Here is a 12508-nt window from a genome sequence, read left to right as displayed (position 1 = left end):
CGTATCGATAGGGAGTGGCCATGCGGATCCGGGGCGTCGTCTACGACACAGGCGTCGAACTGCTGCCCGGCCGGCCGTCCCGGCCGGACTTCGACCCCGACCAGGTCCGCGCCGACCTGCGGGGGATCGCCACCGAGCTGCACGCCACGGCGGTACGACTCGTCGGGGAGAACCTGGACCGGCTGCGCCTGGCGGCCGAGGCCGCCGCCGAGGCGGGGCTGGCGGTCTGGCTCTCCCCCGCGCTGCCGGACGCCACGTCGGCCGCCGCCCGCCTCCAACTCGCCAGCTGCGCCGACATCGGGGAGCGGCTGCGTGCCCGGGGCGCCGAGGTGGTGCTGGTGGCCGGCTGGGAGGCGACCCTGTTCCTGCGCGGCATCGTCGCCGGGGCCACCACCGCCGACCGGATGGCCACCATGACCAGCCCGCGCCGGCTGCTGTGGAGCACCGTGCGCCACGGCCCGTTCCCGTGGGCGCTCAACCGGCACCTGCGCCGGGCCGCCGCCACGGCGCGGTCCCGATTCCAGGGTCCGGTGACGTACGCCGCGCTCGGTTTCGAGAGGGTCGACTGGCGGCCCTTCGACCTCGTCGGGGTGGACCACTACCGCAGCGGGGAGTCGCCGGAGGCGTGGGCGGCGGCGATCGGGCGGTGGCGCCGGCCCGGCAAGCCGGTGGTGCTCACCGAGCTGGGCTGTGCCACGTACGCGGGCGCCGAGGCCCGGGGCGCGCTCGCCTGGACGGTGGTCGACCGGGATGCGGATCCGCCCCGGCTGCGCGAGCCGGTGGTCCGGGACGAAGGGGCGCAGGCCGAGGAAATCGGTCGGCTGCTGGATGCGGCCGACGCGGCCGGGGTGGCGGGCGCCTTCGTCTTCACCTACGCGTCGTTCAGCTATCCGCACCGGCCCGAGCCGGAGCTCGACCTGGACACCGCCGGCTACGGCCTGGTCGCGGTGCTGCCCGACGGCTCCGTACGCCGCAAGGCCGCCTTCGACGCGGTGGCCCGCCGGTTCGCCGCCGGCTGACGGCCCGCGGTCGAGGCGGTGGCCGCGTCGGCGCGGTCTCACGGTCCGTCACGAGCGATCCGATCACCAGCGGCGAACGTCAGCTGATCCGCTCCTGGCTCAGTTGCGGCACGAGCCTGGCCACGGTCTCGAAGTCGGCGTCCTGATGAAGTACGACCAACTTCAGGCGGATGGCGGTAGCGATCACCAGGTGATCCGCGACGGACAGGCCCTGGTGCGCGCTCTGGCTGGCGAGTTCCTGCCGCACCGCCCGCACGACCTCGAAGGCATCGTCGGGAACCGCTACCCATGGGTACAGGTCTCGCAGCCCCCGCTCAACCCGGTCGTAGGCCTTGGCGTCGGCGATAGTCAGGGTTTCCACGAGCACCGGGTCACAGATGGCGATCAGGCCACGGGCGGCGAGGTCGGACCAGCTCGAATCGACCTGACGACGGACCATGCGGACCAGAGCGCTCGTGTCGACCAGATACTTCACTGGTCGAGCTCGTTGAGCCGCTCGAAGTGGAAGCCCCCCTCGTCGGCGACCTCCTGAAGGTCGGCCAAGGCCCGCTGCCGGCGCTCGCGGCTGGACTCCACAGCCTGTCGGAGGGCCTCCGTCACCGTCTCCTTCTTGGTGGCGGTGCCGAGCGCAGCGGTCGCTTCCGCCAGAAGATCCTCATCGAGATCCAACAGAGTCTTGGCCATGAAATACACCTCCCGCACGATGATATATCCGGGAGGTGCGTATATCCAGGCCCGACGCGCGCCATGATCTCGCGCCGGACGACGACGTCGCCCGGCGCAAACCGCACACGGGTCACCGCCGGCTCAGCCGACTGCCGCCATGACCTCGTCGGAGACGTCGAAGTTCGCGTACACGTTCTGCACGTCGTCGCAGTCCTCGAGGACGTCGATCAACTTGAAGATCTTGCGCGCGCCCTCCTCGTCCAGCGGCACGCTGACGCTGGGCACGAGCGAGGACTCGGCGGACTCGTACTCGATGCCGGCGTCCTGCAGGGCGGAGCGCACCGCGATCAGGTCGCCCGGCTCGGAGACCACCTCGTACGCCTCATCGAGGTCGTTGACCTCCTCGGCGCCGGCGTCCAGGACCGCCATCATCACGTCGTCCTCGGTGGTGCCCGCCTTGGGGACGATCACCACGCCCTTGCGGGAGAACAGGTACGACACCGAGCCGGCGTCGGCGAACGAGCCGCCGTTGCGGGTCAGTGCGGTACGCACCTCGGTGGCGGCGCGGTTGCGGTTGTCGGTGAGGCACTCGATGAGCAGCGCGACGCCGTTCGGGCCGTAGCCCTCGTACATGATCGTCTGGTAGTCGGCGCCACCGGCCTCCAGGCCGGAGCCGCGCTTGACCGCGCGGTCGATGTTGTCGTTCGGGACCGAGTTCTTCTTCGCCTTCTGGATGGCGTCGTAGAGGGTCGGGTTGCCGGCCGGGTCGCCGCCGCCGGTCCGGGCCGCCACCTCGACGTTCTTGATCAGCTTGGCGAACATCTTGCCGCGCTTGGCGTCGATGACGGCCTTCTTGTGCTTGGTGGTCGCCCACTTTGAGTGGCCAGACATCTCATACCTCCGTTTGATGATCCACGCCTGCGTCGACTTCCCGCGCCGAATCCACGGTCAACCGGAACGGATGGTGCTGGCCGGGCGGCTCCGCGTGGACGGCTGCGGCGAGCGATGGCCCTGCCGAACCGCGGCAATCCTACCGAGACGGCGTCCCCGCATGTCACACCCGGCACCCGTGCCAGGGCGCAGCAACGTGCCGGCGGGCCGGCCGGCCGTTGCCGGAGGACAGCAACCGCGGGCCGGTGAACCTGCCGGCGAGGGCAGGGAAGGGCTGCTCCCAGGCTCAGGCCGCGGCCCGGACCAGGTCCACGAAGTAGCGGTGCACTCGCAGGTCGCCGGTGAGTTCCGGGTGGAACGAGGTGGCCAGCAGATTGCCCTGCCGGACCGCGACGATCCGGTCGGCCGCCGGGCCCTCGGTGACCCGGCCGAGCACCTCGACGCCCGCGCCGACCCGCTCGACCCACGGGGCCCGGATGAAGACGGCGTGGAACGGCTCGCCGTCGACCCCGTCGATCTCCACCGGCGCCTCGAACGAGTCGACCTGCCGGCCGAACGCGTTGCGCCGGACGGTCATCCCGATGCCCTGGAAGCCCCGCTGGTCGGGGCGGCCGTCCAGCACCTCGGCAGCCAGCATGATCATGCCGGCACAGGACCCGTACACCGGCATGCCGGCGGCGATCCGCTTGTCGATCGGCTCGCGCAGCTCGAAGATGTCGGCGAGCTTGCTGATGGTGGTGGACTCGCCGCCCGGGATGACCAGCCCGTCGACGGCGTCCAGCTCGGCCGGACGGCGCACCGGGCGGGCGTGGGCGCCGGCCCCGGCCAGCGCGGCGAGGTGCTCCCGCACGTCGCCCTGCAGGGCGAGCACCCCGATCACGGGTGTGTCGCTCATCGCGTCGTCGCTCCTTCGTCGTCGCGTCGTCGCGGACCGCCGGGCCCGCGGGTGCGGGGCGGGCCGGCTGGCCCGCCCCGCCGGGATCACCAGCCGCGCTCGGCCAGCCGGTGCGGCTGCGGGATCTCGTCGACGTTGATGCCCACCATCGCCTCGCCCAGGCCGCGGGAGACCTTGGTCAGCACGTCCGGGTCGTCGTGGAAGGTGGTGGCCTTCACGATCGCGGCGGCACGCTGGGCCGGGTTGCCCGACTTGAAGATGCCCGAGCCGACGAAGACGCCCTCGGCGCCGAGCTGCATCATCATGGCCGCGTCGGCCGGGGTGGCGATGCCACCCGCGGTGAACAGCACCACTGGCAGCTTTCCGGTCTCTGCGACCTCCTTGACCAGCTCGTACGGCGCCTGGAGTTCCTTGGCGGCGACGAACAGCTCGTCGGCCGGCAGCGACTGGAGGCGGCGGATCTCCTTGCGGATCTTGCGCATGTGAGTGGTGGCGTTGGAGACGTCACCGGTGCCGGCCTCGCCCTTCGAACGGATCATGGCCGCGCCCTCGGTGATCCGGCGCAGCGCCTCGCCCAGGTTGGTCGCGCCGCAGACGAAGGGGACGGTGAAGGCCCACTTGTCGATGTGGTTCTCGTAGTCGGCCGGGGTCAGCACCTCGGACTCGTCGACGTAGTCCACGCCGAGGGACTGCAGGACCTGCGCCTCGACGAAGTGGCCGATCCGGGCCTTGGCCATGACCGGGATCGAGACGGCGTTGATGATGCCGTCGATCATGTCCGGGTCGCTCATCCGGGACACGCCGCCCTGCGCGCGGATGTCGGCGGGCACCCGCTCCAGCGCCATGACGGCGACCGCGCCGGCGTCCTCGGCGATCTTGGCCTGCTCGGGGGTGACCACGTCCATGATCACGCCGCCCTTGAGCATCTCGGCCATGCCCCGCTTCACGCGGGCGGTGCCGACGACGGGGGTGGCGTTGGTGTTCGGGGAGGTGGATTCGGGCACGGGTCATCGCTCCTTGGGCGTGCTCGGGGGGTGGCTGCGAAAAATGCTACGACGGGGTGAACGCCGATCCGACAGCCAATCAGACCCACGGTGGCCTGCACTGTGGTCGGCGTCACCGCTTGGTGGCGGCAGCCGTGTGGGACCCGGGACGCTCAGCCCGTGGTGACGTCGGCCCGGGTGGTGACGGTGGGGTCGTCGATGTCGAAGTACTGCGGCCAGTCGTGCCGGCGCCCCATCCGCAACAGGCGTACCAGGGGGCGGCCGCGGGCCGCCCGGGCGTCCCGGACCAGGTCGGTGTGCACCTGCCGGGCCAGGGCCAGCCGCCGGCTGGCCGCGATCACCGCCTCGCCGGCCGGGTCGTCCGGGTCCAGCTCGACCGCGCGCAGCTGCCGGGTGAGGTCGTTCTCGGCGGCCTCCCGCTCCTCAGGTACGGCGTCCAGGGCGATCCGGGCGGCCGCGTACAGCTCCACGCCATAGCGCCGCTCGGCCAGCACGGCAGCGGCGGCCGCGCGGCGCAGCAGGTGGGCGTCGAGCGCCCGGGTCGCGGACTCCGCGCGGGCCTGCAGCCGCTCGACCCGGCCGGCCGTCCAGATCAGGTACGCCACGACGAGCCCGACGGCCAGGACCGTGCCCACCACCCACCACATGCCCGGCATCGTAGTGCTGCTCCGTTCCCGTCCGAACCGGCGCGGCCACCGGCCGACGCGCTCGTCACATCGGCCCCACCGGCCACCGGGCTCAGCCCAGCCCCACCCACTCCTGGTCCATCACCCGGCCGTCGGTGGCCTCGATCGCCGCCGCGTATACCTCCACAACCCGGCGGGCAACCACGGGCCAGTCGAAGGTCGCCACGACCTGCTCGCCGCAGGCGGTCAGCGCCGCCCGCCGCTCCGCGTCGTCGAGCAGCCCGGCCAAAGCGGTGCGCAGCGCCGCCGCGTCGCCGGTCGGGAACAGCTGCCCGGCCCGTCCGCCGTCCAGCACCCGGCGGAAGGCGTCGAGGTCGCTGGCCACCACGGTGGTGCCGGCGGCGAGCGCCTCGGTGAGGATCATCCCAAAGGACTCCCCGCCGGTGTTCGGCGCCACGTAGAGGTGCAGGCTGCGCAGCATGCGAGGTTTGTCCGCCTCGGAGACCCGGCCGAGGAAGCTGACCCGGTCCCGCAGTTCGGCCGGGAACTGCCCGTAGAGGTCGTCCGGGTCGCCCGGCCCGGCCACCAGCAGGCGCAGCCCGGGCCGGTGCGGGGCGAGCGCGACGAAGGCGTCCCGCAGGATCGGGAAGCCCTTGCGAGGCTCGGTGAACCGGCCCAGGAAACCGAGCGTCCCGCCGGTGCCCGGCCCACACTCCCCCGGCCAGCCGGGCAGCGGCTCGACGCCGGCGAACTTCGCCACCGCCACCCCGTTGGGGATCTCCACCGCGCCGCCGTCCATGTGCTCGACCTGCACCTTGCGGGCCAGGGCGCTGACCGCGATCCGGGCGGTGATCCGCTCCAGCAGGATCTGCAGCACCCCCTGGGCCGCCGAGAGCACCCGGGAGCGGGTCATCGCGGTGTGGAAGGTGGCCACCACCGGGCCGCGCGCGCAGAGCACGGCCAGCATCGACAGGCTGGGGGTCAGCGGCTCGTGCACGTGCAGCACGTCGAAGTCACCCCGGGTGATCCAGCGCCGCACCCGCGCGGTGGAGACCGGGCCGAACGCGATCCGGGCCACCGAGCCGTTGTACGGCAGCGGCACCGCCCGGCCGGCCGGCACCACGTACGGCGGCAGCGGCGAGTCCTCGTCGGCCGGGGCCAGGACGCTCACCTCGTGCCCCAGCCCGATCAGCGCCTCGGCCAGGTCCATGACGTGGTTCTGCACCCCGCCGGGGACGCCGAAGGAGTACGGGCACACGATGCCGATCCGCATTTGCGCCCGCTTCCTCAGATGGTCCCGGCGCTGGCCGGCGGCTCTGCCCGGGCGCCCGTGCCGCCGTCGGTCGTCGCGCGCTGGTCCAGCCACATCCGCTGCAACATGTGCCAGTCTTCCGGATGCCGGGCGATGCCCGCCGCCAGACCGTCGGCAATCCGTTGGGTCAGCAGGCGAACCCGCTCGTCCAGCGGGCCGCTGTCCGGATCCGGCAGCTCCAACCGGGCCAGGGCTCCGCAAGCGATCTCCGGCTCGTACCACATCGACGTCACATACAGCGGCGCCCCGGTCCGGATCGCCAGCAGGGCCGGGCCGGCCGGCATGCGGGTCCGGGCGCCGAAGAAGTCCACCTCCACCCCGCGGGCGGAGAGGTCCCGGTCGGCCAGCAGCGGCACCACCGCGCCCGCCCGCACCCGGTCCAGCAGCACGTCGAACGCCGGCCGGTCGCCGCCCCGGGTGGGCAGGATCTCCATGCCGAGGCCCTGCCGGAAGGCCAGGAACCGCTCGTAGACGGCCTCCGGCTTGAGCCGCTCGGCCACCGTGGTGATCGGCCAGCCGGTGGCGGCCACCCAGGCGCCCGCGGCGTCCCAGTTGCCGGCGTGCGGCAGCGCGATCACCGCGCCCCGGCCGGAGGCAACGTCGGCGCCGAGCATGTCCGCGCCCTCGAGGCGGAACCCGGCGAGGATCTCCCGGCGGCTCAGGGCGGGCAGCCGAAACGCCTCCATCCAGTACCGGGCGTACGACCGCAGGCCGGCCCGGACCAGCTCGTCCAGCTCCGCCTCGCTCACCTCCGGGCCGACCACCCGGCGCAGGTTGGCGCGGAGTCGGGCCGTGCCCCCGCCGCCCTTGCGGTGCGCGCGGTCGGCGCCCGCCCGGAAGGCGGCGGCGACCACCGGCCGGGGCAGCGCCCGGGCCACCCGCCAGCCGGCGACGAGGCCCAGCTCGGTGAGGTTCACTCGTGGCCGACCTGCTGCGCCTGCCGGTACACGTGGACCATGCGCTGCCCGACCGTGAAGATCGAGACCGCGGCGAGCAGCCAGAGCGCGATCGGCAGCGCCGGTGTGACGCCGAGGCCGGTGAGCAGGCCGCCCACCCCGACGATCAGCAGCCGCTCGGTGCGCTCGGCGATGCCCACGTTGGCGGTCATGCCCAGGCCCTCGGCGCGGGCCTTGACGTACGACACCAGCCCCCCGGCGGCCAGGCAGAGCAGCGCCGCCGCCACCCCCGAGTAGTGGTGCTGGGTGGCCAGCCAGTACGCGACCGCGCCGAAGACCGCGCTGTCGGCGATCCGGTCCATGCTCGAGTCGAGGAAGGCCCCGAACCGGGTCGAGCCGCCGCTCATCCGGGCCATCGTGCCGTCGAGCAGGTCGGTGAGCGCGAAGACCGTGACGATCAGCGCACCGGCGACCAGCTGGCCGCGGGCGCCGAAGCCGAGCGCGCCGACGAGCACGCCGAGGGTGCCGGTCACGGTGACCGCGTTGGGGGACACGCCCGCGCGGAGCAGCCCGCGCGCGACCGGCTCCACGATGCGGGTCATGCCCGCCCGGGCCGTCACTTGGAAGATCTTCGCCATGGCGGTCCCACGATAACGGCCGGCAGCCGCGCACGACACGGCTGGTCGTCCCGACCCGCCAGGCAGGCTTGTGCCGGGTCGGCATCAGGTGTGAGATCGAGCGAGGGAGGTGAGCCAGCTCACCGTCCCTCCGTCCGAGAACCCGTCGTCCAGAAGACCACCGGAGGATATCGCCGCGGTACCCGCTCGGGCCCGCTTCCCCGTCGCGCGCGGCGGTCGCCACCCACCACCGGCTGAGGGAGGTGCGCCGCGATGGCGCAGAAAAATCAGGAGAAGGGTGTCACCGGCGGCGCGCCGGTGGTGACCGAGCCCGGCAGGGTTCGCAACGTGGTGCTGGTCGGGCACTCGGGAACGGGCAAGACCACACTGGTCGAGGCCTTGCTCGCGGCCAGCGGCACGATCGGCCGGGCCGGCACCGTCACCGACGGCACCACGGTCTGCGACCACGATCCCGCCGCCGTACGCCAGCAGCGCTCGGTGAGCCTCTGCTGCGCCCCGCTGCTCCACCACGACGTCAAGGTCAACCTCCTGGACACCCCCGGGTACGCCGACTTCGTCGGCGAGCTGCGCGCGGGGCTGCGGGCCGCCGACGCCGCGCTGTTCGTGGTCTCCGCCGTCGACGGGATGGACGCCGCCACCGCCGCGCTCTGGGAGGAGTGCGCCGCGGTGGACATGCCCCGCGCCGTCGCGGTCAGCCGGCTGGACCACCCGCGCGCCGACTTCGACGAGGCGGTGGCGCTCTGCCAGCGCGTCTTCGGCGACAACGTGCTCCCCCTCTACCTGCCGATGCTCGGCGACGACGGCGTGTCGGTCGTCGGCCTGATGGGGCTGATCACCCGGCGGGTCTTCGACTACTCGAACGGGTCGCCGGCCACCGTGCGGGAGCCGGATCCGGAGCACCTGCCGGCCATCCAGGAGGCCCGCAACGAGCTGATCGAGGGGATCATCGCGGAGAGCGAGGACGAGACCCTGATGGACCGCTACCTCGGTGGCGAGGAGATCGACACCGAGGTGCTCATCACCGACCTGGAGACGGCGGTGGCCCGGGGCCACTTCTACCCGGTGGTGCCGGTCTGCGCGGAGACCGGCGTCGGCCTGGACGTGCTGCTCGACGGCCTGGTGGCGGCGTTCCCGTCGCCGCTGGAGCACGAGCTGCCGGCGGTCACCGGGGTGGACGGCTCGCCGCGGCCGCCACTGGCCTGCGACCCGGACGGCCCGCTGGTCGCCGAGGTGGTCAAGACCACCGTCGACCGGCACGTCGGGCGGGTCTCCCTGGTCCGGGTCTTCTCCGGCACCCTCCGCCCCGACCAGGTGATCCACGTGTCGGGGCACGGCATGGCCGAGCGGGGCCACGCCGACCACGACGCCGACGAGCGGGTCGGTCACCTCTACAGCCCGCTCGGCGCGACGCTGCGCGAGGTGCCCGCCGCGGTCGCCGGGGACCTCTGCGCGATCACCAAGTCGGGCAGCGCGGAGACCGGCGACACCATCTCCGCCAAGGAGGAGCCGCTGCTCATCGCCCCGTGGGAGATGCCCGAGCCGCTGCTGCCGGTGGCGATCGTGGCGAAGAGCCGGGCCGACGAGGACGCCCTGGCCCGCAACCTGGCCCGGCTGGTGGCCGGCGACCCGACGCTGCGGCTGGAGCGCAATCCGGAGACCCACCAGCTGGTGCTCTGGTGCATGGGCGAGGCGCACGCCGACGTGGTGCTCGACCGGCTGCGCGCCGGCGGGGTGGAGCTGGAGACCGAGCCGGTCCGGGTGGCGCTGCGCGAGACGTTCACCAGCGCCGCCCGGGGGCACGGGCGGCACGTCAAACAGTCCGGCGGCCACGGCCAGTACGCCGTCTGCGACATCGAGGTGGAGCCGCTGCCCCGCGGCGGCGGCTTCGAGTTCGTGGACAAGGTGGTCGGCGGCGCGGTCCCGCACAACTACATCCCGTCGGTGGAGAAGGGCGTCCGGGCGCAGATGGAGCACGGCCTGGTCGCCGGCTGTCCGGTGGTGGACCTGCGGGTGACCCTCTTCGACGGCAAGGCGCACAGCGTCGACTCCTCCGACGCCGCGTTCCAGACCGCCGGCGGCCTGGCCCTGCGCGACGCCGCCGAGAAGGGGCAGCCGACGCTGCTGGAGCCGGTCGACGAGGTGACCATCCGGGTACCCGACTCGTCGGTGGGCGCGGTGATGGGCGACCTCTCCGGCCGGCGCGGCCGGGTGCTGGGCACCGAACCGGACCCGGACGCCGAGGGGCGGACGCTGGTCCGCGCCGAGGTGCCCGCCACCGAACTGCTCCGGTACGCGGTCGAGCTGCGCTCGATGACCGCCGGCACCGGCACCTTCCGGCGGGAGTTCGCCCGGTACGAGCCGATGCCCGCCCACCTCGCCGAGCAGATCCGCAAGGAGCACACCGCCCGCTCCTGACCCCCGGGGTCGCCGGCGCGCCGTGCGCGCACTTTCGTGGAAAGTGTGGCCTCCCGGGCGGTGGAGGCCACCCTTTCCGGGAATCTGCGGCCGTCCCGGCGGCGCGGCGAGGTGCGCCGGTCCGTCAGGGCGGGCGGCGGGCACCGGGGGCGGGAACGCCACCGAGGGTGCCCGGGCACGGTGGACGGTCAGCGGGGCACGGCGTAGGCCAGCACGAGCGGGGTGGCCTGCCCCGGCCAGGCGCCGGTCAGGCAGGCGTCGGAGGGAGCCTCGCCGGGTACCGGCCGCCGGATGACGGCCAGCTCGACCGGGTCGGTCCGGATCAGCGTGGGGTCGCCGTCGACCACCTCCCGGAGCGCGCCGACCACCGGCGGTTCGCCCGCGCCGGCCCGGCCGCCGGTCACGGTCATGTTCGGCGGGTGGACCTCCCGGCGCCCGTCCACCTCGAAGTACTCCTCCGCCGGCCCGACGCCGGTCAGCACGGCGGCGGCCAGGGCCGGCGGGTAGACCGGGTCGGCGCAGGCGTCGTACACCCAGCGCGGGCCCAGCACGGAGTGCTCGGTGGTGCCGACCAGCCAGGCGTCGGCACCGGGCAGTGGCGCACCCCGGTAGGTGAGCGGCACCTGCAGGACGGGCCCGTCCCCGACCCGGACGAGCAGGGTCTCGATCCCGACCTCGCCGGCCGGGTCGTCGAAGCGGTAGGTCGCCACCCGGGTGGCGTCGGCGCCCGTCGTACCCGCGAACCACGGGCGGCCGGGCAGCCAGGCGGCGAGCAGGTCGAGCTTCGACGGGCGCAGTTCCGCGCGGTGCAGCAATGCCATGCGGGAGATCGTACTGTCGAAGGAAGGCGCGCCGGCATCTGCCGATCCTGGCGCCGAGGCACTACCGCGGCCTGGAGGAACCATGGGCACGGCGGCGGAACAGCTCAATCGGGCGACGGACGTACCACCGGCGCCCCGCTGGGTGGCACCCACCTTCGCGGTGCTGGCGCTGCTCACCCTGCCCTGGATCGGCTACCTGGCCCTGACGCTGCCCCGGCACGCCGTCATCGTGCACTACCGGGCCGCCTGGGTGGGCTTCGACCTGGGGCTGATGGTGATGCTGGCGTTGACCGCGGTACAGGCCTACCGGGGGCACCGGCAGGTCGCCCTGGCGGCCAGCGCCACCGCGACCATGCTGGTGGTGGACGCCTGGTTCGACGTCATCACCACCCCCGCCGGGCCGGACCTGGCGCTGTCGGTGCTGCTGGCCGCACTGGTCGAGCTGCCGCTGGCCGCGGTCTGCGTCTGGATCGCCGGGCACGGCGACCGGATGGTGGAGCGGCGGCTGCGCCAGCTCACCGTCCGCGCCGCGCTCGCCACCGACCGGGCCGAGGCGGCCGAGCGGACCGCCACCAGTGCGCGTCGCCGGCCGCGCCGCGGCCGGACACGCTGACGGCCGTTACCGACCGACTCCAGCCGCACCAGCACGCTGGCCGGACCCACGACCGTCGGCCCGCCGCGCTCGGGATCAGGCGGGCCAGGCCTTGGCGAGCAGGTCGCGGGTGTCGGCGAGCAGCTGGGGCAGCACCTTCGTCCGGCCGATGACCGGCATGAAGTTCGCGTCCCCGCCCCACCGCGGCACCACGTGCTGGTGCAGGTGGGCGGCGATACCGGCGCCGGCCACCCCGCCCTGGTTCATGCCCACGTTGAAGCCGTGCGCGTTGGAGACGTGGCGGACCACCCGCATGGCGTCCTTGGTGAACGCCGCCAGCTCGGCGGTCTCCGGCGCGTCCAGCTCGGTGTAATCGGCCACGTGCCGGTAGGGGCAGACCAGCAGGTGCCCCGGGTTGTACGGATAGAGATTGAGCACCACGAAGACGTGCTCGCCCCGGGCGACCACCAGGCTCTCGTCCGGCGGCAGGCCGGGGGCCAGGCAGAACGGGCAGCCGGCGGGCTTCTCGTAGCCGCCCTCGGGCCGGTCCTCGCCCGAGATGTAGGTCATCCGGTGCGGCGTCCAGAGCCGTTCCAGCCCGTCCGCCAGGCCATTGTCGGTGCCGTTCTCGAAGTGCCGATCCGCCCCAGTCACAGCGCCGATCCTACGGTCACCGCAGCCCGATCAACCCGGGTGCCTGGTCGCCTGTGCCGAGCACCAGACGCGGCGAATG

General features: G+C 73.5%; 14 protein-coding genes. 3 read left to right on the top strand and 11 right to left on the bottom strand.

The genetic code is table 11. The annotated features are described in order from the left end of the window. Positions 1 to 20 precede the first annotated feature (20 nt). The gene (locus ACFYM6_RS20875; protein WP_387277756.1) at positions 21 to 1019 is read left to right on the top strand and encodes a hypothetical protein; all 999 of its coding nucleotides are present in this window, start codon (positions 21 to 23) and stop codon (positions 1017 to 1019) included. Positions 1020 to 1098: 79 nt separating this feature from the next. Here ACFYM6_RS20875 and ACFYM6_RS20870 read toward each other — a convergent pair whose 3' ends face one another. The 9 genes from ACFYM6_RS20870 to pgsA all read right to left on the bottom strand — a co-directional run bounded on the left by ACFYM6_RS20870 (position 1099) and on the right by pgsA (position 7947). Next, a complete protein-coding gene (locus tag ACFYM6_RS20870; RefSeq protein WP_387277754.1) occupies positions 1099 to 1494 on the bottom strand; it encodes a PIN domain-containing protein in 396 nt (131 codons plus the stop codon). Continuing rightward, on the bottom strand, positions 1491 to 1703 hold the full coding sequence (locus ACFYM6_RS20865) for a type II toxin-antitoxin system VapB family antitoxin (RefSeq protein WP_073839675.1): 213 nt from the start codon (positions 1701 to 1703) through the stop codon (positions 1491 to 1493). Before ACFYM6_RS20865 ends, ACFYM6_RS20870 begins: the two co-directional genes overlap by 4 nt. Positions 1704 to 1826: 123 nt before the next feature. Then, a complete protein-coding gene (locus ACFYM6_RS20860) occupies positions 1827 to 2576 on the bottom strand; it encodes a YebC/PmpR family DNA-binding transcriptional regulator (RefSeq protein WP_387277751.1) in 750 nt (249 codons plus the stop codon). A 286-nt stretch (positions 2577 to 2862) separates the two neighbouring features. Next, on the bottom strand, positions 2863 to 3471 hold the full coding sequence (gene pdxT / locus ACFYM6_RS20855) for a pyridoxal 5'-phosphate synthase glutaminase subunit PdxT (protein ID WP_073839472.1): 609 nt from the start codon (positions 3469 to 3471) through the stop codon (positions 2863 to 2865). A gap of 86 nt (positions 3472 to 3557) precedes the next feature. Continuing rightward, positions 3558 to 4475 (bottom strand): pyridoxal 5'-phosphate synthase lyase subunit PdxS, encoded by a 918-nt coding sequence (gene pdxS, locus ACFYM6_RS20850; protein WP_387277749.1) that lies wholly within the window; start codon positions 4473 to 4475, stop codon positions 3558 to 3560. 152 nt (positions 4476 to 4627) lie between these two features. Then, positions 4628 to 5122: a hypothetical protein gene (locus ACFYM6_RS20845; RefSeq protein ID WP_387277748.1), complete on the bottom strand. Its 495-nt coding sequence runs from the start codon at positions 5120 to 5122 to the stop codon at positions 4628 to 4630. 91 nt (positions 5123 to 5213) lie between these two features. Continuing rightward, a complete protein-coding gene (locus ACFYM6_RS20840; RefSeq protein ID WP_387277746.1) occupies positions 5214 to 6374 on the bottom strand; it encodes a glycosyltransferase family 4 protein in 1161 nt (386 codons plus the stop codon). A 14-nt stretch (positions 6375 to 6388) separates the two neighbouring features. After that, entirely contained in the window at positions 6389 to 7330 is a 942-nt protein-coding gene (locus tag ACFYM6_RS20835) for a phosphatidylinositol mannoside acyltransferase (protein ID WP_387277744.1), read from the bottom strand. Then, positions 7327 to 7947: a phosphatidylinositol phosphate synthase gene (pgsA, locus tag ACFYM6_RS20830; RefSeq protein ID WP_387277742.1), complete on the bottom strand. Its 621-nt coding sequence runs from the start codon at positions 7945 to 7947 to the stop codon at positions 7327 to 7329. Before pgsA ends, ACFYM6_RS20835 begins: the two co-directional genes overlap by 4 nt. A gap of 252 nt (positions 7948 to 8199) precedes the next feature. Here pgsA and ACFYM6_RS20825 point away from each other — a divergent pair, with 252 nt between their 5' ends. Beyond that, on the top strand, positions 8200 to 10362 hold the full coding sequence (locus ACFYM6_RS20825) for an elongation factor G-like protein EF-G2 (RefSeq protein WP_387277740.1): 2163 nt from the start codon (positions 8200 to 8202) through the stop codon (positions 10360 to 10362). A 188-nt stretch (positions 10363 to 10550) separates the two neighbouring features. Here ACFYM6_RS20825 and ACFYM6_RS20820 read toward each other — a convergent pair whose 3' ends face one another. Continuing rightward, positions 10551 to 11183 carry a hypothetical protein gene (locus tag ACFYM6_RS20820; RefSeq protein WP_387277738.1) on the bottom strand — a complete coding sequence of 211 codons (633 nt, stop codon included), beginning with the start codon at positions 11181 to 11183 and terminating at the stop codon, positions 10551 to 10553. An 82-nt stretch (positions 11184 to 11265) separates the two neighbouring features. Here ACFYM6_RS20820 and ACFYM6_RS20815 point away from each other — a divergent pair, with 82 nt between their 5' ends. Next, positions 11266 to 11796, top strand: a complete 531-nt coding sequence (locus ACFYM6_RS20815) for a hypothetical protein (protein ID WP_387277736.1) — start codon at positions 11266 to 11268, stop codon at positions 11794 to 11796. 75 nt (positions 11797 to 11871) lie between these two features. Here the strand turns inward: ACFYM6_RS20815 and ACFYM6_RS20810 are convergent, their stop codons facing one another. Further along, positions 11872 to 12429, bottom strand: coding sequence for an HIT family protein (locus tag ACFYM6_RS20810; protein WP_387277734.1), 558 nt, complete (start codon positions 12427 to 12429; stop codon positions 11872 to 11874). Between the last annotated feature and the right edge of the window lie 79 nt (positions 12430 to 12508).

The sequence above is a fragment of the Micromonospora sp. NPDC006431 genome, assembly GCF_042870725.1.
Classification (GTDB): domain Bacteria; phylum Actinomycetota; class Actinomycetes; order Mycobacteriales; family Micromonosporaceae; genus Micromonospora.
Note: the sequence above shows the minus strand (reverse complement) of the source record. Positions and strands in the feature narration are given on the sequence as shown.

Bases quoted from the DNA above. Each gene is read 5' to 3' on its own strand.
- ACFYM6_RS20875 (WP_387277756.1), top strand. From the start codon at position 21: ATGCGGATCCGGGGCGTCGTCTACGACACAGGCGTCGAACTGCTGCCC.
- ACFYM6_RS20865 (WP_073839675.1), bottom strand. From the start codon at position 1,703: ATGGCCAAGACTCTGTTGGATCTCGATGAGGATCTTCTGGCGGAAGCG.
- ACFYM6_RS20860 (WP_387277751.1), bottom strand. From the start codon at position 2,576: ATGTCTGGCCACTCAAAGTGGGCGACCACCAAGCACAAGAAGGCCGTC.
- pdxT (WP_073839472.1), bottom strand. From the start codon at position 3,471: ATGAGCGACACACCCGTGATCGGGGTGCTCGCCCTGCAGGGCGACGTG.
- ACFYM6_RS20845 (WP_387277748.1), bottom strand. From the start codon at position 5,122: ATGTGGTGGGTGGTGGGCACGGTCCTGGCCGTCGGGCTCGTCGTGGCG.
- ACFYM6_RS20840 (WP_387277746.1), bottom strand. From the start codon at position 6,374: ATGCGGATCGGCATCGTGTGCCCGTACTCCTTCGGCGTCCCCGGCGGG.
- pgsA (WP_387277742.1), bottom strand. From the start codon at position 7,947: ATGGCGAAGATCTTCCAAGTGACGGCCCGGGCGGGCATGACCCGCATC.
- ACFYM6_RS20825 (WP_387277740.1), top strand. From the start codon at position 8,200: ATGGCGCAGAAAAATCAGGAGAAGGGTGTCACCGGCGGCGCGCCGGTG.
- ACFYM6_RS20820 (WP_387277738.1), bottom strand. From the start codon at position 11,183: ATGGCATTGCTGCACCGCGCGGAACTGCGCCCGTCGAAGCTCGACCTG.
- ACFYM6_RS20815 (WP_387277736.1), top strand. From the start codon at position 11,266: ATGGGCACGGCGGCGGAACAGCTCAATCGGGCGACGGACGTACCACCG.